Genomic DNA, 20,748 nt, shown 5'->3' with positions numbered 1-20,748 from the left:
ACCCGTGCACGGAGCACGGAGTTTCCCTGGTAGTGTTTTCCCCGCAAGGCCGGGTGGTCGCAGGACCAGCCAGGGCCCCCGTAGCTCAGGGGATAGAGCACCGCCCTCCGGAGGCGGGTGCGTAGGTTCGAATCCTACCGGGGGCACTTCGCAGCAAGTGCGTGAACAAGGCTCAAGTCCAGGGGACTTGGGCCTTCTTCGTGTTCCGGGATGTGGCAGGGTGCAGACCGTGATGATCTCTCCCGAGCAGGTGCGGCTCGTCTCCGGGGCGTCCGCGCCGATCCTGCTGCTGACCGGCGCCCCGGTGCACCCCGCGCTGCCCGCGCTCCGACTGCGGGACGGCGCGGCGCCCGCGCTGGACGGCTGGTCGGTGCTGGCCCGGCTGACGCTCTGCGTGCTGGACGGGCCCGGGGACGCGGGCTGCCTCTTCCCGACCCTGGGCGGCGCGGCCGGCCCGGAGCAGGTGTCCCGCTGGTGCGCCGAGGTCGAACGGGCCGGCGGGGCCCTGGTGGTGTCGCTGCCGGACGGGACCGACCCGGACGGGCCGTTCGACTGGCCGGCGCTGTTGGACGGCCGTTCGCACGGCGGCTTCGCCCGCGCGGCGGCCTGACGGCGCCTCAGCGCGGCGGGTGCCGGCGGTGGTCGCCGCGCAGCACGAGGGCCGGGGTGGCGGGGTCGTAGGCGCCGCACGCGGTGGTCGACCAGGGCGACCACTGGCGGGGCACGGCGAAGTACGGCACCAGCACGGGGCCCTTGCGGCCGGGCGCGGCCTTGGCGGGGAGCAGGGCGGGCAGCACGTCGGGGGTCTGGCCGGCCAGGATCGCGGTGCGGCAGGAGCGGCAGGCGGGCCGGCGGTCGGCGGCGGCCTCGCGCGCGGTGTTCCTGGGCCGCTGGCGGGACCTGCGGTTCCCGGGCGGCTCGGCGGCGCTCTCGGCGGGGCCGTGCAGCGGGTTCCAGTAGCAGCGGACGGCGAGCGGGCCGGGCCGCCCGCCGGCGTGCAGCAGGTGGGCGGCGGCGAGCCGTTCGACGGCCTGTTCGGCGAGGACGACGGCGGCGGCCAGGTCGGGCAGGTCGGTGTCCTCGTGGTGGGCGCGGTCGAGCAGCCGGCCCGCGGCCTCGTACGCCTCCAGCGCCCACTGGTAGGCCCGGCGGGCGGCGGACTCCTCGGTGGGGAGCCGGAGTTCGGCGGCCCGGAAGACCTCGCCGGCGGCGGTGACCCGCTCGGCGGCGAGCTCCCGCAGCCGGTCCCGGAGGGCCTGCCACTCGCCGAGGACGAGCGCCCGGTGCGCGCGGAGCTCCCGGCGGCTCGGGTGGTGCTCGGGTGCCGGGGCGGGCACCTGGGCCTTGAGGAACCACCAGCGGCGGAACACCGCGCCTCCCGTTCGTGTGGGTCGTCGCCCCATTGTGGGTGACGCGGGGGCGGCGCGGGAGGGGGTGCGGCGGCGGCTCAGCCCGCGCGGGCGATCAGGTCGGCGACGGTGTGGTCGAAGTAGGCGCTGTAGGAGGTGTCGTCGGTGTCGCCGCCCTGCTGGTATCCGCCGATGACGCCGACCACCTGCCCGGTGGCGGCGTCGATGAACGGGCCGCCGCTGGTGCCGCCGGGGAACGACGGGCAGTCGATCTGGCGCTGGTAGGTGTCCTCGCGGCCGGTGACGTTGGTGCACACGACGGGCGTCTCGGAGCCCGCCGGGTACCCGTACAGCCGGCTCTGGACCGTCCAGGCGGCGCCCACGGCGATCGGGTTGCCGCCGACGGCGTCCTCGATCCGGACGCCGTCGCGGGGGGCGACGGCGAGCACCGCGAAGTCCTCGTCGGGGTCGTCGCCGTTCCGCCAGCCGTCCGCGGTGTACACCTTGGTGACCTGCCAACTGCCGTACGGCGCCTGGCCGTCGCGGTAGCCGGGGACGAAGGTGACGTCGCCGACCCCGGACAGGCAGTGCGCGGCGGTGAGGATCAGGTTCCGTCCGGGGCTGTCGATGACGCTGGCGGTGCAGAAGTGGTCGCCGGGGCCGACGTTGCCGTCGAACAGCGCGCCGACGCGGGCCGATTCGGCGTTGACCGGGGCGGCGGCGGTGCTGCCGAGCCGGACGTCCGGCGGGGCGGTGGGCGGGATCTGCCGGGTGGCGCCGGCGGCCGGACCGGTCGACGGGGCGGCGTTCAGCGCGCCGGGCGGCTCGCCCGCGCCGCCTGCGGTGTCCGGGCCGGCGGCGGGGCTCGCGACGGCGGCGGGGCTCGCCGGCCGGACCGGGGCCGCGCCGGCCGCCGCCACGGCGTCGGTGCTGGGCCGCTGCTGCGGGTCGCGCAGGTGGAGGCTCAGCACGCCGGCGGCGGCTATCGCGCCGACCACGCCGACGGCGAGCACCGAGGTGAGTGCGACCGGCCGCAGCGAGCGGCGCTCGCGCTGCCTGGTGTGCCGTCCCATGCTGTCCCGTTCCTGCCGACCGGTGGTGGTACCGGTGTCCCCGTCCGTGCACGTGGTCACCGGATGACCCGAGCTGTCTCGAATATGCGCTGCCGACCTGGAAATGCGGTGATTCCCACCTGGGAGGCGGGTGAGATTTCCGGCGGCGGACAGCAGGGTCTCACGACCGGGCCCGGGTGCGGCGGCGGCGACGCCTGACGGCGGGTCAGGCGACGGCGCGGGCCTCGGCCTGCGCCGTCTCGCCCTCGGCCTCGCCCGGGGCGGGCCGGTGGTCGATCATCAGGAACGCGACCACCGCGGCGAGCAGCAGGATGCCCATCGCGACGACGGTGGCGACCGCGTAGCCGTGCACCGCGCCCTGCGCCTGGACCAGGGGATCGGCCGGGTTGCGGGTGAGCAGGTAGCTGGCGGTGGCGCTGGCCGCGATGGTGTTCAGCAGCGCGGTGCCGATCGAACCGCCCACCTGCTGGGCGCTGTTGATGATGGCGGAGGCGGCGCCGGTCTCCTCCGGGGCGACGCCGAGCGTGGCCAGGCTGATCGCCGGCATGAACACCAGCCCGAGGCCGATGCCGAGCAGCATCTCGGCGGGCAGCACCAGGCCGACGTACGAGCTGTCCACCTGCAGCTGGGTGAGCCAGGCCATGCCGCCCGCGCCGATCAGCAGGCCGGGGACCATCAGCGCGCGGGTCGGGATGCGGGTCATCAGCCGGGAGCCGATCCCGGCCGAACTGACGATGATCGCGCCGGTCATCGGCAGGAACGAGACGCCGGCCCGGATCGGCGAGTAGCCCTTGATGACCTGCAGGTAGTACGTCAGGAACAGGAACAGGCCGTACATGGCGATCACGGCGAGGCCGACCGAGAGCGCGCCGCCGGCCCGGTTGCGGTCGCGGACCAGGTGCATCGGCAGCAGGGCGTGCGGGGTGCGCCGCTCGACGAGGGCGAACACCACCAGCAGGGCGGCGCCGACGCTCAGCGCGGTGAGCACCAGCCAGTCGCCCCAGCCTCGGTCGACGGCCTCGGAGGTGCCGTAGACGATCGCCAGCAGGCCGCCGCAGCCGAAGAACGCTCCGGGCAGGTCGAGCCGGACCCGGTGCGAGCGGTCGATGTGGTCGCGGCGCAGCAGGTAGTAGGCGCCGATCGCGGTGGCGGCGGCGATCGGGCCGTTGACGTACAGGCACCAGCGCCAGCTCAGGTACTCGGTGAGCAGGCCGCCGGTGATCAGGCCGATCGCCGCGCCGCCGCCGGCCAGCGCGCCGAACACGCCGAACGCGGTGGCCCGTTCGCGCGGGTCGCGGAAGGTGATCGACAGCAGCGACAGCGCGGACGGGGCGAGCAGCGCGCCGAACGCGCCCTGCAGCGCGCGGGCGGCGAACAGCATGCCGCCGGTGGTGGCGAAGCCGCCGAGGCAGGAGGCCAGCGCGAAGCCGAGCAGGCCGACGATGAAGGTGCGCTTGCGTCCGAAGAGGTCGCCGATCCGGCCGCCGAGCAGCAGCAGTCCGCCGAAGGCCAGCGTGTAGGCGGTGATCACCCACTGCCGGTTGGCGTTGGAGATGCCCAGGTCGTGCTGGGCGGACGGGAGGGCGATGTTCACGATCGTCGCGTCCAGGACGATCATCAGTTGGGCGATGGCGATGACCGCCAGGGCCCACCAGCGGCGCGGATCCGCCGTCTGGGTGTCGGGGGCGTGCTGGGAGGTCACCGGAGGACCGCCTTCCGCCGAATCGGGAATGGGCCTGGCGCGCTCACGGCGCTCTCTCCAGCCAAACGCCCGATCGGGGGACCGGCAAGGCGGCTCGGGTGTTTTTGTCACCATTTGGGACGAGGGGCCCGGGTGCCCGGCCGCTCGGCCACCCGGGACACTCCTCCGGTTACAGCGCGCTCAGCTCCCGCACCAGGTCGTCCAGGCCCAGCGAGCCCTGCGACAGCGCGGCCATGTGCCACGCCTTCAGGTCGAACTCCTCGCCGCGCGCCTCGGCCGCCGCCCGGGCCGCGGCCCGGCCGCTCAGCCAGGCGCGCTCGCCGAGCTTGTAGCCGATCGCCTGGCCGGGCAGTCCCAGGTAGCGGACCAGCTCGGAGTCCAGGAACTCGGCGGACAGGCCGCAGTACTCGCCGAAGAACGCTCGGGCGCGCTCCGGCAGCATCCGCTCGCCGGGGGCGAACGGCGAGTCCGCCGGGAAGTCCAGCTCGGCGTGCATGCCGATGTCGACGATCACCCGCAGCGCCCGCATCATCTGCGCGTTCAGGTAGCCGAGGCGGTGGCCGGGGTCGGTGAGGTGGCCGAGCTCGTCCATCAGGCGCTCCGCGTACAGCGCCCAGCCCTCCATGTTGGCGCTGACGCCGCCGAGGGTGACCTGGTAGGTGGACAGCCGGTCCGCCATGTACGTCCACTGCGCGAGCTGCAGGTGGTGGCCGGGGACGCCCTCGTGGTACCAGGTGGAGACCAGGTCCCACTCGGGGAAGGCCTCGCGGCCCAGGGTGGGCAGCCAGGTCCGGCCCGGGCGGGAGAAGTCCAGCGACGGCTGGGTGTAGTACGGCGCGGCGGCGCTGCCGGGCGGGGCGATCCTCGACTCGACCTTCAGCAGCGGGTCGGCCAGGTCGAAGTGCACGCCCTGCAGGTCCTCGATCGCCCGGTCCATCAGGCCCTGCAGGTACTCCTGCACGGCCTGCTCGCCGCGGATCGCCGGGCCCTCGGTCTCCAGCCACTTCATGGCCTGCATCGGGGTGGCCCCGGGCAGCACCTTCTCCGCCTCGACGCGCATCTGCGCGTCCAGCTCGTGGAACTGCTCCCAGGCCCAGCGGTACGCCTCGTCCAGGTCCAGTTCGGCGCCCGTCCAGTAGCGCACCCAGCGGGTGTAGCGCTCCCGGCCGACCGCGTCGGGGGTGCCCTGCGCGGCCGGGCCGTACACGTCGCGCAGCCAGTCGCGCAGCTCGGCGAGGGCCGCGGTGGCCTCGACGGCGGTGGCGGTCAGCTGCTCGCGCAGCGCCTCGGGCGCGGGGGCGACCAGGTCGCCGAACCACCCGCCGGGGCGCTCCGACTCGATCCACTCGCCCAGCTGGCCGACCACGGTGTCGACCTGGCGCGGCGCCGAGAACAGGCCGCGGGCGATGCCCTCCTCCAGGGTCTGCCGGTACTGGGCCATCGCCTGCGGGAAGCGGGCCAGCCGGCGGCCGAGGCGCAGCCAGTCCTGGTCGGTGTCGGTGGGCAGCAGGGTGAACATCTCGCGGGTGTTGTGCACCGGCGAGCCCAGGTTGCGGACCGACCGGACCTCCTCGCCGGCGTCGTGCACGGCGAGTTCGGCGGTCAGCCGCTCGCGCAGCAGCCGGGCGCAGCGGCGCTCCGCCTCGTCCTCGACCGGGCCGGACGCCTCCAGCGCGTCCAGTTCGGCGAGGGTGCGGCGGGCCAGGTCGGCGGTGGCGGCGAGGCCGGCCGGGGACAGGTCGGTCAGCCGGTCGTCGTCCGGGTTGAGGCCGAGGTAGACCGCGGTCAGCGGGTCGAGGTCGGCGAGGGCGTGGACGTGGGCATCGGCGATGCGGCGCGGGGTGGGGCCGCCGGGGTGACGGTCGTTCAGTTCATGAGCCATCGGGCCATCCTGTCGCAGCGCCGGACGAATTCAAGTCCCGTGGATCAGCTGCCGGCCCGCCGGTGGCCCGGCCGCAGCCGGCGCAGCGTCCGCCCCGGGTCCCAGACCGGCCGGCCGCGGGTGATCGGGCGGAACGCCAGGCCGATCAGCACCGCGCAGAAGTGCCCCAGGTCGGTGAAGGTGTGGAGGACCAGCAGCGGCACCAGGTAGAACACCACCAGCCCGCAGCCGTACACCCACCGCCAGGCCCCGGCCAGGCCGTAGGTCAGCACGCCCTCCACGCCGGCCAGCGCGTACGACACCCCGACGTCCACGGTGTCCGCCATGTTCATCGGCAGCACGTGGTGGTGCACGCCCCACGCCACCACGCCCTGGCTGACGAGCGTCGCCAGCACGTGTGCGGTCAGCGCCACCGTCAGCCAGCGGCCGGTGCCGAGCCAGCGTTCGGCGGGGACGTGGAAGACGTGGAACAGCACGAAGTAGAACGGGAAGTTCGCCTGCTCGGTCCAGATCAGGCTGGCCAGCAGGGCGTGCACCGGGTGCGAGTTCAGCTGGTCGAGGTTGGTGGAGCGCCGCTGCAGGAAGTAGTCCAGCGCGGCCGGGTCCATCCGGGCCACCACGAAGCTGGTGGCCGCGAGCAGCAGCAGCCACCCGTACGTTCCCGGGGACTTCGCGATCCACCGTCCGACCGCCCGCAACCACCGCACCGGCCGCTCCTCGCCGCGCTCCGCCGACACCTCGTCACAGTCTGGGGTCGGTGCGGGCGGTGGGTCCGCAAGGACCCGCCGGTGGCGGCCGTGCGGCGGGTTCCGCCGGCCCGCCCGGCGATTACCCTGGCACCCATGGCAGCGACCCCCTCCCCCGTCGAGGCATCCGTCGACGACCGCGCCGCGGCGGACCGCCCCCGGCGCGCCTCCTACCGCCGGCTGCCCGTCCAGCAGCGGCGCGAGCAGCTGATCGCCGTCGCCCTCGAACTGTTCGCCGCCCGCCCGCCCGAGGAGGTCTCGCTCGACGACGTCGCGGAGGCCGCCGGGGCGTCCCGCCCGCTGGTGTACCGCTACTTCGTCGGCGGCAAGCAGCAGTTGTACGAGGCGGCGCTGCGCAGCGCCGCCGCCGAGCTCACCGCCCGCTTCACCGTCGCCGCCCTCCCCGGCACCCCGACCGAGCAGCTCGGCGCGGTCCTGCGCCGGTACTTCGACTTCGTCGGCGAGCACGCCGCGGGCTACGGCGCGCTGCTCCGCGGCGGTTCGGTCGTGGAGACCGCCCGCACCTCGGCGATCGTCGACGACGTCCGGCGCGCGGCGCTCCGCCGCACCCTGCGCCACCTGGGGGTGCGGACCGCCGGCCCCCGGCTGACCCTGCTGGTCCGCTCCTGGATCTCGGTGGTCGAGGCCTCCGCGATCAGCTGGCTCGACGAGGGCCGGCAGATCCCGGTCGACTCGCTCTGCGCCTGGCTCGTCGACCAGTTCGTGGTGATGGCCGCCGCGACCGCGGTCCACGACGGCCAGACCGCCGAAGTCCTGCACCGCTGGCTGCAGTTGGAGACGGACGAGAGCCCGGCGGGCGTGCTGCTGGGGCGGTTGCGGGACGTCGGGCTGTGACTGGGGGCGGGCGCGCGGTCCCGTCTCACGTCTCGCGCTGCGGGTGGTACTCCTCCTCCTCGACCCCGAACGTCCAGGCGACGCCGGCCCTCGCGGTGCGGGTGGACGGCGGGACGCGCAGGTAGTAGGTGCGGAAGGTGCCGTCCGGTTCGGCCGTGGAGTTGACCACCTCGACCATCACCACCGGTTCGTCGTCGGGGAGTTGGATCCGCCACAGGACACCGGTCTCGTCCCGGTGCAGCGGCTCCGCGCCGGACTCCGCGAGGTAGCGGTCGTAGCCGAAGTGCTCCAGCATGACGCGGCGCAGTTCCGCGTTCTCCTCGGTGCGGATGCGCTCGGCGGTGAGGCCGGTCAGCCGGTCCAGGAAGTCCGCGGGGACCGGCATGCCGCGCCAGGCGTACAGCGCGAAGCCGTCGGCGTAGGCGAGCGCCGGGCCGTCGGCGCGGTCGAGCCGGCCGGCCTCGTCGCGGTGCAGGGCGACGGGGCGTTCGCTGAGCAGCACGGTGTTCTCGAACGGCCACCACCAGCCGGCCTGCCGGGCCACGCCGGCCAGCGCGGCCAGCGCCTCGTCGCCGGTGCCGGCGGTGTCGAAGGCCGCGAACCAGGCGGCGTCGTGCTGGCCGGCGACCGCGTCCAGCACGGCGAGCCGGACCCGGGCGCGGGCCTCGCCGGCCACCCGGCGGATCTCCCGGTTCTCCGGCTTGCGGGCCTCGGCCCAGTCGAGCGGCTCCGGCTCGGGGGCGAAGTGGTCGAGCAGCGCGGCGCGGACCCGCTCGGCGGGCAGCGCGGTGGTGGCGGACAGTTCGGCGCCGGTCGCACCCCACAGTTCGGCCCAGCCGCCGGGGCCGTGCGCGGCGATCGCCGCGGTGCGGGCCCGCTCCCAGGCGGCGGTGCGCACCTGCTCGCGCACGCTCGCGCCGAACTCGGCGCGGCGGTCGAGCAGGTCGGTGACCGCGGCGAGCGGCGAGGGGTACCACCGGAACGCGGCGGGCTCGGCCAGCCCGGCGGCCCGGTAGGCGGCCCGGACGGCCTGTTCGGCGGTGGCCCGGTCGGCCGGCCCGGTGGCGGCGGCGACGGCCCGCCAGTGGGCCACCGAGGCGTCGGCCGGACGGCCGGTCAGCTGGGTGCTCATCAGTTCTGTCCTCGTCTCGTACGGGTGGGGGCGGCGGCCGGGCTCAGTCCGCGACGATGCGGACCGCGCCGGGCACGTACTCGCGCTGCCGGACCACCCGGAACCAGCCGCTGGGCAGCACGATCTGCGCGTGCTCCTCGTGCACGACCTTGCCGCCCTCCGGCAGGTGCAGCCAGGCCCGGCCGAACGGGCCGGACTCGCGCAGCAGTTCGCCCGGGCCGACCACGGCGTGGGCGTGACCGGTGACCTCGCCGAGGGCCAGCACCAGCCGGCCGCGGCCGTCCCGCGGCTGGCGCGGCAGGTGGGCCGCGGCGGCCGGGACCGCGCTCTGCTCGACCGGCACGATCAGTACGTCACCCTGGCGGTACACGGAGTCCTCCCGCGGTCGGGTCCGGCCGGGCGCCGGACGTCCCGACCGGAAAACTAGGCGGCCCCACCGACAACACCGCGCCGGGAGGATTCCCCGTGCGGGTGACCGTCGTCGGCGACTGGTAGACAGGGTCAGGCCCCACGACGAGCAGCCAGGAGCGGCGCATGACCATCAATCAGCACATCGAGGAGTTCCACGGCCTCCCCGTCACCGACTTCCGGACGGCCGTGGAGGAGGGGAAGCGGCTGCCGGAGGCGGCGGCCACCGCCTGGCGGATCGGGCTGGACTACGACGAGGAGCGCGAGTTCGGCGAGGTCTGGGCGAAGTTCCTGGAGACCGTCGCGCCGGAGCAGGTCACCGCGCTGGTGCTCGGCCCCTGGTTCTCCGAGGAGCCGGAGCCGCTGGCCGAGGTGCTGCCCGCGGTCCTCGCCGCCGCGCCCCGGCTGACCGCCCTGAAGGCGCTGTTCGTCGGCGACATCATCGCCGAGGAGTGCGAGGTCTCCTGGATCCAGATGGCCGAGATCACCCCGGTCTTCGAGTCCTTCCCGCACCTGGAGGAGCTGGTGGTGCGCGGCGCCGACGGCGACTACGACGGCAACAACCCGCTCTCCCTGAAGCCGGTGAAGCACGAGAAGCTGAAGGCGCTGCGCTTCGAAGCCGGCGGCCTGCCCGGCTCGGTGGTCCGCGCGGTCGCCGCCTGCGACTTCCCCGCGTTGGAGAGGCTGGAGCTGTGGCTCGGCGTCGACAACTACGGCGGCGACTGGACGCTGGAGGACCTCGGCCCGTTCCTGTCCGGCGCCAACCTGCCGTCGCTGACGTACCTCGGACTGCAGAACGCCGAGGCGCAGGACCGGATCGCCGCGCTGGCCGCCCAGGCCCCGGTGGTGCCCCGGCTCACCGGCCTGGCGCTGTCCCTGGGCGCGCTCACCGACGAGGGCGCGGCGGCGCTGCTGGAGGGCCAGCCGCTCACCCACCTGAAGACCCTGGACCTGCACCACCACTACCTCACCGAGGGCATGCAGAAGCGCCTGCGGGACGCCCTGCCCGGCGTCGACATCGACCTGTCCGACGCCGAGGACCCGAACGACAACTGGCGCTACGTCGCCGTCTCCGAGTAGGCGGGGGCGTCGAGTTGACACCGCCACAGCTAGTCGTCGTGGGCTGCCCGGGGCACCGGCGGGTCACCCTGTTCGCCGCCGCGGCCCGCGCCGCCGGCCTGCCGGAGCCCGCCGTGCTGCCCTGGTCCTCGGTGCTGCGCGGACGGTACGAGCTGCCGCCCGGCGCGGTGGTCCGGGTCGATTCGCCCGGCGAGGACCCGGAGGCCGACCGGCTGCTGCGCGGCCCCGCCCTGGGCGACGGCTACGCCGCCACCCGGGTCGAGGGCGGCCCGGCCTGGTACGCGGGCGTCACCGCGGCGCTGCGCGGGCTGGCCGCCCGGCCCGGGGTGCGGCTGCTCGGCGATCCGGCGGAGATCGCGGTGATGTTCGACAAGCGCCGCACGCACGCGCTGCTGTCCGCCGCCGGGGTGCCGGTTCCGGCCGCACTGCCCGGCGAACTGCCGCGCTCCTTCGAGGAGTTGCGCGAGCGCCTGACGGCGGCCGGGATGCGCCGGGTGTTCCTCAAGCCGGTGCACGGCTCGTCCGCCTCCGGCGTGGTGGCGCTGGAGTTCGGCCCGCGCGGCCGGGTCCAGGCCACCACCTCGGTGGAGGTCGCCCCGGACGGGCTGCACAACTCGCTCACCGTCCGCCGCTACCGCTCGACCGGCGAGGTCGCCGGCCTGGTCGACCGGCTGGCCCCGGAGGGCCTGCACGTCGAGCAGTGGGTGCCCAAGTCCGGCCAGGGCGGCCGCGCCGCGGACCTGCGCGTCCTGGTGGTCGGCGGCCGGGCCAGCCACGTGGTGGTCCGCACCAGCCGCCACCCGATGACCAACCTCCACCTGGGCGGCGCCCGCGGCGACCTGGCGGCCGTCCGGGCCGCCGCCGGCGACGCCTGGCCCGCCCTGCTGGCCGCCGCGGAGGCCGCCGCCGGCTGCTTCCCGCGGTCGCCGACGGTCGGCGTCGACCTGCTCCCCGCCGCCCGGTGGCGCCGCGCCCTGGTCGGCGAGGTCAACGCCTTCGGCGACCTGCTCCCCCGCCTCCCCGGCCTCCCGGACGGCCCCGCCCCGGGCCTCGACACCTACGCGGCCCAACTGGCCTCGCCGATGTACCTCGCCGCCCTCGGCGGGGCGCGGGCGCGGTCCGCTCCGTCCGCCCCGCAGCCGGCCGACGCCCCGGCGGCGTGACCCCAAGGAACCCCGATGCACCACGACATACCCGACATGAACGAGATCGTCGGCACCCACGACCTCCTGCTCGTCACCCTCGACACCCTCCGCTTCGACGTCGCCGAGGAGCTGCTCGCCGCCGGCCGCCTCCCGCACCTCGCCCGGGTGATCCCGAACGGCGCGTGGGAGCGCCGGCACTCCCCCGGCAGCTTCACGTACGCGGCGCACCAGGCGATCCTGGCGGGCTTCCTGCCCACGCCCGCCTCGCCGGACGGGCCGCACCCGCGGCTGTTCGCGGCGCGGTTCGCCGGCTCCGAGTCCACCGAGTCCCGGACCTGGGTGTTCGACGCGCCGGACCTGCCGGCGGCGCTGGCGGACGCCGGCTACCGCACGGTCTGCATCGGCGGCGTCGGGTTCTTCAACAAGCAGGGCCCGCTGGGCTCCGTCCTCCCGGGCCTGTTCCAGGAGAGCCACTGGGCCCCGGAGCTGGGCGTCCCGTCGCCGACCTCGTTCGAGTCGCAGGTGGCGGTGGCCGAGCGGGTGGCGGCCGAGCAGCCGCCGGACCGGCCGCTGTTCCTGTTCGTCAACGTCTCGGCGCTGCACCAGCCGAACTGGTTCCACCTCCCGGGCGCGACCCGCGAGGACGGTGATTCGCGGGCCAGCCACGCCGCGGCGCTGGAGTACGTGGACGCCCACCTGGGGCGGCTGTTCGCGGCGATGTCGGCCCGCCGGCCGTGTTTCGCGATCGTCTGCTCGGACCACGGCACCGCGTACGGCGAGGACGGCTACACCGGTCACCGGATCGGCCACGAGGTGGTCTGGACGGTGCCGTACGCGCACTTCACCCTGCCGTTCGCGCCGCAGGAACAGGAGCCCGCCCGATGACGACGACCGCCCCCGGGTCCCCGTACCAGTCGTACGTGTACGCGTACCCGCACAAGACGGCGTACCGCCCGCTGCCCGACCGGCCGGAGCTGGCCGGGCTGTGGCGGGACGAGAAGCAGGACGCCCTCTCGCTGTACCTGCACGTCCCGTTCTGCGAGGTGCGCTGCGGCTTCTGCAACCTGTTCACCCGGATCGGCAGCCCGGAGGGGCTGACCACGGCGTACCTGGACGCGCTGGAGCGGCAGGCCGGCCAGGTCCGGGAGGCGCTCTCCGCCGACGCCCGGTTCGCCCTCGCGGCGTTCGGCGGCGGCACGCCGACCTACCTGACGGCGGCCGAGCTGGAGCGCCTGTGCGACATCGCCGAGCACCGGATGGGCGCGGACCTGCGGAGCATCCCGCTGTCCGTCGAGGCCTCGCCGGACACCGCCACCGCCGACCGGCTGCGGGTGCTGGCCGAGCGCGGCACCACCCGGCTGAGCCTCGGCGTGCAGTCGTTCCTCGACGAGGAGGCGCGGTCGGCGGTCCGCCCGCAGAAGCGGGCCGCGGTGGAGGCGGCGCTCGGCCGGGTCCGGGACGCCGGCTTCCCGGTGCTGAACATCGACCTGATCTACGGCATCGACGGCCAGACCGCGGCCAGCTGGATCGAGTCCCTGGACGCGGCGCTGGCCTGGCGGCCGGAGGAGCTGTACCTGTACCCGCTGTACGTCCGCCCGCTGACCGGCCTCGGCCGGCACGGCGACGGCACGCCCTCCCCCGAGTGGGACGCCCAGCGGCTGGCGCTGTACCGGGCCGGCCGGGACCACCTGCTGGCGAACGGCTACCAGCAGGTGTCGATGCGGATGTTCCGCCGGGCCGGCGCGGCGAGCGCGAGCGCCGGCGAGTACGCCTGCCAGACCGACGGCATGGTGGGCCTGGGCTGCGGGGCGCGCTCGTACACCTCGAAGCTGCACTACTCCTTCGACTACGCGGTGGACGCCCGCGAGGTGCGCCGGATCATCGACGACTTCGTGGCCGCGCCGGACTTCTCCCGCGCCGAGCTGGGCTGGGAGATGACCGGCGACGAGACCCGCCGCCGCCACCTGGTGCAGTCGCTGCTGCAGGGCGAGGGCGTCGACCTGGCGGCCTACCGGGAGCGGTTCGGCAGCACCCCTGAGCGGGACTTCCCGGCCGAGCTGGCCGAGTTCGCCGCCCGCGGCTGGCTGGCCGACGACCCGGACCGCCTGCTGCTCACCCCGGAGGGCCTGGCCTGGTCGGACGCGATCGGCCCGCGGCTGTTCTCCGCCGGGGTGCGGGCCAGGATGGCGGAGTACTCGCCGAAATGAGCGCGCTGACGATCCTGTACCGGGGGCCGCTGTCCTCCTGCGACTACGACTGCCCGTACTGCCCGTTCGCCAAGCGGCGGGACAGCCCGGAGCTGCTGCGCACCGACCGGGCCGCGCTGGAGCGGTTCACCGCCTGGGCGTCCGGATACGAACACGGCCGCCTCTCGGTCCTGTTCACGCCGTGGGGCGAGGGCCTGGTGCGGTCCTGGTACCGGCGGGCGATGGTCGAGCTGAGCCGGCTGCCGCACCTGGACCGGGTGGCGATCCAGACCAACGCCAGCTGCCGCACCGGCTGGCTGGCGGACGCGGACCTGTCGAAGCTGGCGCTCTGGGTGACGTACCACCCCGGCCAGGTGACGGAGCAGCGCTTCCTCGCCAAGTGCGACGAACTGGCGGCGCTGGGCGTCCGGTTCAGCGTCGGCGTGGTCGGGCAGCCGGAGCACCTGGCGGCGGCCCGCCGGCTGCGGGCGGCTTTGCCGCCGTCCGTCTACCTGTGGGTGAACGCGGCGGAGGGCCTCACCTGCACTGACGCGGAGGCCGCCGAATGGACGGAGCTGGACCCGCTGTTCGGCTACAGCCGCCACCCGCACCGCAGCGCGGGCCTGCCGTGCCGCACCGGGGAGAGCGTGGTGTCGGTGGACGGCGACGGCACGGTGCGCCGCTGCCACTTCGTCCGGCCGCCGCTGGGCAATCTGTACGACGACTCGTACCGGGAGCAACTGCGGCCGCGGGCCTGCCCGTTGGGCGAGTGCGACTGTCACATCGGCTACGTGCACCTGGAGCCGCTGCCGCTGTACGACGTGTTCGCGGGCGGGGTGCTGGAGCGGATCCCGCACGGCTGGCCGCCGGCCGGCTCATAGCACCTTGCCGAGGAAGGCCCGGGTGCGTTCGTGCCGGGGGGCGTCCAGCACCTGGGCGGGCGGCCCCTGCTCGACCACCACTCCGCCGTCCAGGAACACCACCGTGTCGGCGACCTCGCGGGCGAAGCCGATCTCGTGGGTGACCACGATCATGGTGGTGCCGGCGCGGGCCAGGTCCCTGATGACGTCGAGGACCTCGCCGACGAGTTCCGGGTCGAGCGCCGAGGTCGGCTCGTCGAACAGCAGCACCTTGGGTTCCAGGGCGAGCGCCCGGGCGATGGCGACCCGCTGCTGCTGGCCGCCGGAGAGCCGGCGCGGGTAGGCGTCGGCCCGGTCGGCGAGGCCGACCCGGGCCAGCAGTTCGCGGGCCCGGGCGCGGGCCTGCTCGCGGGGGACGCCGAGCGCGCCGACCGGCGCCTCCACCAGGTTCTCCAGCACGGTCAGGTGCGGGAACAGGTGGAAGTTCTGGAACACGAAGCCGAGCCGGGTGCGCTGCCTGAGCACCTCCCGTTCGGGCAGTTCGCGCAGCCTGCCGCCGACCTGCCGGTAGCCGATCAGCTCGCCGTCCACCCGGACGTACCCGCGGTCCAGCTTCTCCAGGTGGTTGACCGCCCGCAGCAGGGTGGACTTCCCGGAGCCGGACGGCCCGAGCACCACCGTGACGGTGCCCGGCCGGACGTCGAGGTCGATGCCGCGCAGCACCTCCAGCCGTCCGTACCGCTTGTGGACGCCGCGCACCTCCACCATCGCCGTGCCGCTCATGCCTGCTCCTCCCGGGTCAGGGGTGCTCGGGCGGGTTGATCCGGGACTCGGTGATCGCCGAGTCCGCGGTGCCCCACTTGGCCAGGATCTTCCGGTAACTGCCGTCCTGGATCAGCCGGTTGACGGCGGCCTGGAAGGCGGGGGTGAGCGGTGAGCCCTTCTTGAACGCGAAGCCCACGTCGAGCCGGCGGTACTCGCCGAGGAAGCGGACGTGCGCCCCGGGCTGGGCGGCCTGGTAGCGCAGGCCGTTGATGGTGGACATCACCACGTCGAGCCGGCCCTGCTGGAGGCCGGTGGTGACGGCGCCGTTCTCGGAGAACACCTTCACCTCGTACGGCTTGCGGCCGGCCTGCGCGCAGACGTCCTTCTTGGCGTTCAGGGTGGCCTCGAAGGTGGTGCCCGCGCCGGTGCCGACGGTCAGCCCGCACAGCTGCGTCAGGTCGGTGACGGCGGTCAGCGCGGTGTTGTCGGCGCGCACCGCGAACCCCTGGCCGTCGTCGATGTAGGTGACGAAGTCGACGGTCTTCAGCCGGGCCTCGGTGACGCCGAAGTTGCCGGTGCCGACGTCGTACTTGCCGCTGCCGAGCGCGGGCAGGATGGTCTCGAACGCGGCGTCCTCGCGCTGCACCGTCAGCCCGAGCACCTTGGCGACGCCGTCGACGATGTCCACGTCCAGCCCGACCGGCCGGTGGCCGCCCCCGTCGGGGTAGTACGCGCCGGGCGGGGTGCCGATCGACCCGCCGAGCCGGATGGTGCCGGCGGCGCGCACCTCGGCGGGCAGCAGGGCGGCGGCCGCGTCGTCCTTGCGCACCTGCCCCAGCACGTCCTGGGAGGGCTGCACGCCGACCGGCGCGGCTCCCGCCGGGCCGGCCGTGGGGTCGCTGCCGCAGCCGGACAGCAGCAGCACGGCGGCGACGGCAGGCGCCAGCGGGAGCCTGGTCCTCGGGTGTCTCATCGCGCCGCGGCCTCTCCGGCTCCGGCGTCGGCCGTGGCGGCGGCCTTGGCGGCGTCGCGCTTGGCGACCTCCTCGCGGACCAGCGGGATGACGTACCGGCCGAAGTCGATGGCGTCGTCGATGTGGTCGTAGCCGCGGGCCGAGAGGATCTCCACCCCGAGGTCGTAGTAGTCGAGCAGCGCCTGGGCGACCGTCTCGGGGGTGCCGACCAGCGCGTTGGAGTTGCCCGCGCCGCCGGTCGCGGCGGCGGTCGGGGTCCACAGCGCGCGGTCGTAGCGCTCGCCGGCCGCGGCGATCTCCAGCAGCCGCTGCGAGCCGGTGTTCTCGGGCTGCTGACCGCCCGCCAGCCGGCGGCGCACCAGGTCGTTGCTCTCCCGCCGGGCCCTGATCGCGCCGACCGTGCGGTGCGCCTTCTCCCAGGCGAGTTCCTCGGTGGGCGCGATGATCGGCCGGAACGCGGCCTGGATCCGCGGGACGTCGGTGCGCCCGGCGGCCTTCGCGGCCGCCTTGACCAGCTCGATCTGCTCGGCGGTGCGGGCCAGCGGCTCGCCCCACAGGCAGTAGATGTCGGCCTCGGCGCCGCCGGCGGCGTACGCGGCGGGCGAGGAGCCGCCGAAGGAGACGTTCGGGCGGGGCAGCTGGACCGGGAAGACGTCCGAGACGAAGTCGTTGAAGCGGTAGAACTCACCGTCGTGGTCGAAGGGTTCGCGGCTGGTCCAGGCCTGCTTGACGATCCGGATGTACTCCCTGGTGCGGTCGTAGCGGCGGTCCTTGGGCAGGAAGTCGCCCTCGCGCTGCTGCTCGTGGTCGTTGCCGCCGGTGATGAAGTGCACGGTGAGCCGGCCGTCGCTGATCCGGTCCAGGGTGGCGAAGGTCTTGGCGGCGAAGGTCGGGTAGGAGACGTTCGGGCGGTGCGCCAGCAGGATCTGCAGGGTGTCCAGCTTGGCGGCGAGGTAGGCGGCGGAGGCGGCGGGCTCCGGGGAGCCGGCGCCGTAGGCGAACAGCACCCGGTCCCAGCCGTGGTCCTCGTGGGCGCGGGCCAGCCGCAGGGTGTACTCGCGGTCGAAGGCGTGGGTGGTGCGGGCGGTGGTCTCCGAACCGTCGCCGGTGGCGGCGATTCCGAGGAACTCGACGGGCATGGCAGGCCTCTCCGGGTCGGCGCGGTTCCGCGTCCGGGCACGCCGGGGGACGCCTCGGCGGGCGGGACGGGGAACGGCTGGATGCGGCGGACGTCAGCGGGATGCGTGCGGACGGGGAAGGATGTGCGGCGCGTGACGGGGCGCCGGCGGGGCTCGGAGCGAGCGGAACGCGAAAAGGGCGGCGGGTCGAGCCTGTTGGCCGTCCCGGACGGACGGCTCCCGGCCCACGACGGGGCGACCGAGGGAGGGCTCCCGAAGGAGTGCGGACCGGTCAGGCGGCCCGCCGCCGGGTCAGCCGCAACACGCCGCGGACCACACCCGACCGAAGTCGATGTGGCCGCGCGTCACCAGGGCGGGCTGCTCGGCTGTCATGTCGAACAGTTGAGCAGCGCCCCGATGATCCGTCAACCATCGTTCACGGGGCGAAACCTGGCCGCTCTTGACGGCACCGCGCCGCCCGCCCGTACCATCGGGGCGGAGCGAGTACCGCCCGGGCCCGGCCGAACTGCCGCCCGGTGCAGCCGCGTTGAGGGGCGCGGCACGCGTGTGTGACGGCATGCGGAGACCGCCTGTCCCGCCGCCCCTGGAGCCCCCATGGCCTCGCCCGCCGTCCCGTCCACCGCCCCGCCCGTCCGCCGCCCGACGGCCGCCGAGTCGCTCGCCGCGCTGCCGATCGCGCCCCGCCGCCGCCCCTGGCGGTACGTGAGCGGCGGCCTGGCGCTGCTCGCCACCGGGCTGCTGCTGCGCTCGCTGGCCGGCAACCCGGCCTTCGAGTGGCAGGTGGTCGGCGCCTACCTGACCTCGTCCGCGATCCTGCGCGGGCTGTGGCTGACGCTCTGGCTGACGGCCCTCGTGACGGTCCTCGGCTTCGCCCTCGGCACCGGCCTGGCGGTGGCCCGGCTGTCCGGCAACCCGGTGCTGCGGAGCCTGAGCTGGGGCTTCGTCTGGATCTTCCGGGCCACTCCGCTGCTGGTCCAGCTGCTGTTCTGGTTCAACATCGGCGCGCTGTACCCGAGGCTCGCGCTGAGCCTGCCGTTCGGCGGCGAGCTGTTCTCGGTGCGCACCGTCGACCTGCTCGGCCCGGTGCTCACCGCCGCGATCGGACTCACCCTGCACGAGGCCGCGTTCGCCGCCGAGGTGGTGCGCTCCGGCGTCCTCTCGGTCGACCAGGGACAGCTGGAGGCGGCCGCCTCGCTCGGCCTCGGGCGCGGCCGGGTACTGCGCCGGATCGTGCTGCCGCAGGCCATGCGGGCGATCCTGCCGCCCGCCGGGAACATGCTGATCGGCACCCTCAAGGGCACCTCGGTGATCTCCGTGCTGGCCGTCCACGACCTGCTGTTCTCCGCCCAGCTGATCTACAACCGGACGTACCAGGTGATCCCGCTGCTGGTGGTCGCCACGCTCTGGTACGTGGCGGTGACCAGCCTGCTGTCGGTCGGCCAGTACTACCTGGAGCGGCACTTCGCCCGCGGCTCCACCCGCGCCGAGCTGCCGCCCACCCCGTGGCAGCGGGCCCGGGCCGCGCTGCGCCGGGCCGGCGGGCGGTGAGCCGGGTGCCGGCCCTGGTGATCGTCGGCGGCGGCCCGCGCGGCACCGGCCTGCTGGAGCGGATCGCCGCCAACGCCCCCGAACTGCTCGCCCCCGGGACCGGGCTGGACATCCACCTGGTCGACCCGCACCCGCCCGGCGGCGGCCGGATCTGGCGGCACGCGCAGTCGCCGCTGCTGCGGATGAACTCGATGGCGGAGGACGTCACGATGTTCACCGACGAGCGGTCCACGGTGCTCGGCCCGGTCCGCCCCGGCCCGTCGCTCGCCGAATGGGCCGCCGAACCCGCCGCCCACCCGCCGTACTGGCCGGTCGACGACCCGGACGTGGCGGACGAACTGCGCACCCTCGCGCCCACCGACTTCCCCACCCGGCGCGCCCAGAGCGCCTACCTGGACTGGGTGCTGCGCCGGGCCGTCGCCGAACTCCCGGACAACGTCCGGCTGTTCGTCCACCGGGACACCGCGTGGCGGCTCACCGGCGAGCCGGACGGACCGCAGCGCGTCCACCTCACCCGCACCGTGCTGCCCGCCGACCGGGTGGTGCTCGCCCTCGGCCACCTCGACTCCGCGCCCGCCCCCGACACCGCCGCCGCCCGCGCCTTCGCCGCCCGGCACGGCCGCAGCTACCTGCCGCCCGCCTTCACCGCCGACGCCGACCTGGACGGCCTCGCCCCCGGCGAGACGGTGATCGTCCGCGGCCTCGGACTGGCCTTCGTCGACCTGGTCGCGCTGCTCACCGAGGGCCGCGGCGGCCGCTTCGCCCCCGACCCGTGCGGCGGCCTGCGCTACCACCCGTCCGGCCGGGAACCGGTGCTGTACGCGGGCTCCCGGCGCGGCGTCCCGTACCACGCCAAGACCGGCTACCGGCTCCAGGGCCCGCCCCCGCCGCTGCCCCGCTACTTCGGGCCGGACACCGAACTCCCGGACGGGCCGCTGGAGTTCCGCCGCGACCTGTGGCCCGCGATGGCCAAGGAGATCGGCTACGGCTACTACCACGAGCTGTTCCACGGCCACCCCGACCGCACCGCCCTGCCGTGGGCCGACTTCCTCGCCGCCTACCACCCGCTCGACTGGTACAGCCCGCAGCGCGAGGCCCTGGTCGCCGCCGCCGTCCCCGACCCGGACGACCGGCTCGACCTGGAACGGCTCGACCGCCCGCTGGCCGGCCTGCGGGCCGCCGACCCCGCCGACCTCCGCCACCGCCTGCACGCCCACCTCCGCGCCGACCTGGCCCGCCGCTCCGACCCGCGGCACAGCGCCGACCTCGGCGCGTTCCACGCCCTGCTGTCGCTCTACGGCCAGCTGGTCCGGCTGCTGCCCCGGCACCCGCTCACCGCCCGCTCCACCGCCGCCGACCTGGACGGCTGGTGGAACGGATTCTTCTCCTTCTTCGCCTCCGGCCCGCCCGGCTTCCGCCTCGACCAGCTGCTCGCCCTCGCCGACGCCGGACTGCTCCACTTCCTCGGCCCCGACCTGCGGGTGGACCTCGACGAGGAGCACGGCGCCTTCCGCGCCTCCTCCCCCGCGCTGCCCGGCCACCACGTCCGCGGCACCGCTCTGGTCGACGCCTTCCTGCCCCGGCACGCCCTCGACCGCACCGCCGACCCGCTGCTGCGCCGGCTGCTGCACGAGGGCCGGATCGCCGAGGAGCACCTCACCGACGCCGACGGCCACACCTACCGCTCCGGGCTGGTCCGCACCGACCCCGACGCCCGGCTGCTCGACCCCGCCCTCGGCGGCCGGCCCCACCCGCGCCGCACCGCCCTCGGCGCCTCCACCACCACCCGCGCGCCCGCGGCCTTCGCCCGCCCCCGCACCGACGCCCCGGCGTTCCGCCAGAACGACGCGGTCGCCCGCCGACTGCTGACGGAGCTGCAGAAGGACGCCTGACCGCCGCCCCACG

General features: G+C 75.1%; 19 protein-coding genes and 1 tRNA gene. 10 read left to right on the top strand and 10 right to left on the bottom strand.

Annotated features, from left to right (window positions below; genetic code table 11):
• Positions 1-74 precede the first annotated feature (74 nt).
• Positions 75-146: transfer RNA gene (locus ACFV1L_RS03795), tRNA-Arg, on the top strand.
• Positions 147-232: 86 nt separating this feature from the next.
• A complete protein-coding gene (locus ACFV1L_RS03790) occupies positions 233-610 on the top strand; it encodes a hypothetical protein (RefSeq protein ID WP_380362583.1) in 378 nt (125 codons plus the stop codon).
• A 7-nt stretch (positions 611-617) separates the two neighbouring features.
• Here the strand turns inward: ACFV1L_RS03790 and ACFV1L_RS03785 are convergent, their stop codons facing one another.
• The 5 genes from ACFV1L_RS03785 to ACFV1L_RS03765 form a co-directional block, all read right to left on the bottom strand.
• Entirely contained in the window at positions 618-1,370 is a 753-nt protein-coding gene (locus ACFV1L_RS03785; RefSeq protein ID WP_380362581.1) for a hypothetical protein, read from the bottom strand.
• A gap of 77 nt (positions 1,371-1,447) precedes the next feature.
• Positions 1,448-2,422, bottom strand: coding sequence for a trypsin-like serine peptidase (locus ACFV1L_RS03780; protein WP_380362579.1), 975 nt, complete (start codon positions 2,420-2,422; stop codon positions 1,448-1,450).
• Between the two features lie 205 nt (positions 2,423-2,627).
• Positions 2,628-4,040, bottom strand: coding sequence for an MFS transporter (locus ACFV1L_RS03775; RefSeq protein ID WP_380362801.1), 1,413 nt, complete (start codon positions 4,038-4,040; stop codon positions 2,628-2,630).
• Positions 4,041-4,293: 253 nt separating this feature from the next.
• Positions 4,294-6,006, bottom strand: a complete 1,713-nt coding sequence (locus tag ACFV1L_RS03770; RefSeq protein ID WP_380362577.1) for a DUF885 domain-containing protein — start codon at positions 6,004-6,006, stop codon at positions 4,294-4,296.
• Between the two features lie 44 nt (positions 6,007-6,050).
• Positions 6,051-6,713, bottom strand: a complete 663-nt coding sequence (locus ACFV1L_RS03765; protein ID WP_380362575.1) for a rhomboid-like protein — start codon at positions 6,711-6,713, stop codon at positions 6,051-6,053.
• A 135-nt stretch (positions 6,714-6,848) separates the two neighbouring features.
• On the opposite strand from ACFV1L_RS03765, the gene ACFV1L_RS03760 reads away from it, so the two are divergent.
• Complete coding sequence (locus ACFV1L_RS03760) at positions 6,849-7,607, top strand: TetR/AcrR family transcriptional regulator (RefSeq protein WP_380362573.1); 759 nt, start codon at positions 6,849-6,851, stop codon at positions 7,605-7,607.
• 25 nt (positions 7,608-7,632) lie between these two features.
• Here ACFV1L_RS03760 and ACFV1L_RS03755 read toward each other — a convergent pair whose 3' ends face one another.
• Positions 7,633-8,739, bottom strand: coding sequence for a DUF6745 domain-containing protein (locus tag ACFV1L_RS03755; RefSeq protein ID WP_380362571.1), 1,107 nt, complete (start codon positions 8,737-8,739; stop codon positions 7,633-7,635).
• 43 nt (positions 8,740-8,782) lie between these two features.
• Positions 8,783-9,109: a hypothetical protein gene (locus ACFV1L_RS03750; RefSeq protein ID WP_380362570.1), complete on the bottom strand. Its 327-nt coding sequence runs from the start codon at positions 9,107-9,109 to the stop codon at positions 8,783-8,785.
• Positions 9,110-9,273: 164 nt separating this feature from the next.
• On the opposite strand from ACFV1L_RS03750, the gene ACFV1L_RS03745 reads away from it, so the two are divergent.
• From ACFV1L_RS03745 to ACFV1L_RS03725, 5 genes are read left to right on the top strand one after another with little or no spacing between them, the layout of a single operon-like run.
• Positions 9,274-10,227 carry an STM4015 family protein gene (locus ACFV1L_RS03745; RefSeq protein WP_380362568.1) on the top strand — a complete coding sequence of 318 codons (954 nt, stop codon included), beginning with the start codon at positions 9,274-9,276 and terminating at the stop codon, positions 10,225-10,227.
• Positions 10,228-10,265: 38 nt separating this feature from the next.
• A complete protein-coding gene (locus ACFV1L_RS03740; protein ID WP_380362567.1) occupies positions 10,266-11,390 on the top strand; it encodes an STM4014 family protein in 1,125 nt (374 codons plus the stop codon).
• Between the two features lie 36 nt (positions 11,391-11,426).
• On the top strand, positions 11,427-12,257 hold the full coding sequence (locus ACFV1L_RS03735) for an STM4013/SEN3800 family hydrolase (RefSeq protein WP_380362799.1): 831 nt from the start codon (positions 11,427-11,429) through the stop codon (positions 12,255-12,257).
• Positions 12,254-13,579 carry an STM4012 family radical SAM protein gene (locus ACFV1L_RS03730; protein WP_380362565.1) on the top strand — a complete coding sequence of 442 codons (1,326 nt, stop codon included), beginning with the start codon at positions 12,254-12,256 and terminating at the stop codon, positions 13,577-13,579. Before ACFV1L_RS03735 ends, ACFV1L_RS03730 begins: the two co-directional genes overlap by 4 nt.
• Positions 13,576-14,439, top strand: coding sequence for an STM4011 family radical SAM protein (locus tag ACFV1L_RS03725; RefSeq protein ID WP_380362563.1), 864 nt, complete (start codon positions 13,576-13,578; stop codon positions 14,437-14,439). The genes ACFV1L_RS03730 and ACFV1L_RS03725 overlap by 4 nt, the downstream gene beginning before the upstream one ends.
• On the opposite strand, the gene ACFV1L_RS03720 is transcribed toward ACFV1L_RS03725, so the two are convergent.
• The 3 genes from ACFV1L_RS03720 to ACFV1L_RS03710 are packed head-to-tail and all read right to left on the bottom strand — an operon-like array spanning position 14,434 to position 17,295.
• The gene (locus ACFV1L_RS03720) at positions 14,434-15,201 is read right to left on the bottom strand and encodes an amino acid ABC transporter ATP-binding protein (protein WP_380362561.1); all 768 of its coding nucleotides are present in this window, start codon (positions 15,199-15,201) and stop codon (positions 14,434-14,436) included. The two genes, ACFV1L_RS03725 and ACFV1L_RS03720, sit on opposite strands and share 6 nt — an antisense overlap.
• 16 nt (positions 15,202-15,217) lie before the next feature.
• Positions 15,218-16,156, bottom strand: a complete 939-nt coding sequence (locus ACFV1L_RS03715) for an ABC transporter substrate-binding protein (protein WP_380362559.1) — start codon at positions 16,154-16,156, stop codon at positions 15,218-15,220.
• Positions 16,153-17,295 carry an LLM class flavin-dependent oxidoreductase gene (locus ACFV1L_RS03710; RefSeq protein ID WP_380362557.1) on the bottom strand — a complete coding sequence of 381 codons (1,143 nt, stop codon included), beginning with the start codon at positions 17,293-17,295 and terminating at the stop codon, positions 16,153-16,155. The genes ACFV1L_RS03715 and ACFV1L_RS03710 overlap by 4 nt, the downstream gene beginning before the upstream one ends.
• A gap of 594 nt (positions 17,296-17,889) precedes the next feature.
• On the opposite strand from ACFV1L_RS03710, the gene ACFV1L_RS03705 reads away from it, so the two are divergent.
• Positions 17,890-18,843: an amino acid ABC transporter permease gene (locus ACFV1L_RS03705; RefSeq protein ID WP_380362555.1), complete on the top strand. Its 954-nt coding sequence runs from the start codon at positions 17,890-17,892 to the stop codon at positions 18,841-18,843.
• Entirely contained in the window at positions 18,840-20,735 is a 1,896-nt protein-coding gene (locus ACFV1L_RS03700) for an FAD/NAD(P)-binding protein (protein WP_380362553.1), read from the top strand. Before ACFV1L_RS03705 ends, ACFV1L_RS03700 begins: the two co-directional genes overlap by 4 nt.
• The last annotated feature ends 13 nt before the right edge of the window (positions 20,736-20,748 follow it).

It is taken from the genome of Kitasatospora sp. NPDC059646, assembly GCF_042734615.1.
Taxonomy (GTDB): Bacteria; Actinomycetota; Actinomycetes; order Streptomycetales; family Streptomycetaceae; genus Kitasatospora.
Note: the sequence above shows the minus strand (reverse complement) of the source record. Positions and strands in the feature narration are given on the sequence as shown.

What these genes read in the sequence shown, in the direction of transcription:
- ACFV1L_RS03780 (WP_380362579.1), bottom strand. Translation starts at nt 2,422, where the DNA reads ATGGGACGGCACACCAGGCAGCGCGAGCGCCGCTCGCTGCGGCCGGTC.
- ACFV1L_RS03735 (WP_380362799.1), top strand. Translation starts at nt 11,427, where the DNA reads ATGAACGAGATCGTCGGCACCCACGACCTCCTGCTCGTCACCCTCGAC.
- ACFV1L_RS03730 (WP_380362565.1), top strand. Translation starts at nt 12,254, where the DNA reads ATGACGACGACCGCCCCCGGGTCCCCGTACCAGTCGTACGTGTACGCG.
- ACFV1L_RS03720 (WP_380362561.1), bottom strand. Translation starts at nt 15,201, where the DNA reads ATGAGCGGCACGGCGATGGTGGAGGTGCGCGGCGTCCACAAGCGGTAC.
- ACFV1L_RS03710 (WP_380362557.1), bottom strand. Translation starts at nt 17,295, where the DNA reads ATGCCCGTCGAGTTCCTCGGAATCGCCGCCACCGGCGACGGTTCGGAG.
- ACFV1L_RS03775 (WP_380362801.1), bottom strand. Translation starts at nt 4,040, where the DNA reads ATGATCGTCCTGGACGCGACGATCGTGAACATCGCCCTCCCGTCCGCC.
- ACFV1L_RS03745 (WP_380362568.1), top strand. Translation starts at nt 9,274, where the DNA reads ATGACCATCAATCAGCACATCGAGGAGTTCCACGGCCTCCCCGTCACC.
- ACFV1L_RS03760 (WP_380362573.1), top strand. Translation starts at nt 6,849, where the DNA reads ATGGCAGCGACCCCCTCCCCCGTCGAGGCATCCGTCGACGACCGCGCC.
- ACFV1L_RS03725 (WP_380362563.1), top strand. Translation starts at nt 13,576, where the DNA reads ATGAGCGCGCTGACGATCCTGTACCGGGGGCCGCTGTCCTCCTGCGAC.
- ACFV1L_RS03770 (WP_380362577.1), bottom strand. Translation starts at nt 6,006, where the DNA reads ATGGCTCATGAACTGAACGACCGTCACCCCGGCGGCCCCACCCCGCGC.
- ACFV1L_RS03790 (WP_380362583.1), top strand. Translation starts at nt 233, where the DNA reads ATGATCTCTCCCGAGCAGGTGCGGCTCGTCTCCGGGGCGTCCGCGCCG.
- ACFV1L_RS03715 (WP_380362559.1), bottom strand. Translation starts at nt 16,156, where the DNA reads ATGAGACACCCGAGGACCAGGCTCCCGCTGGCGCCTGCCGTCGCCGCC.
- ACFV1L_RS03705 (WP_380362555.1), top strand. Translation starts at nt 17,890, where the DNA reads ATGGCCTCGCCCGCCGTCCCGTCCACCGCCCCGCCCGTCCGCCGCCCG.
- ACFV1L_RS03755 (WP_380362571.1), bottom strand. Translation starts at nt 8,739, where the DNA reads ATGAGCACCCAGCTGACCGGCCGTCCGGCCGACGCCTCGGTGGCCCAC.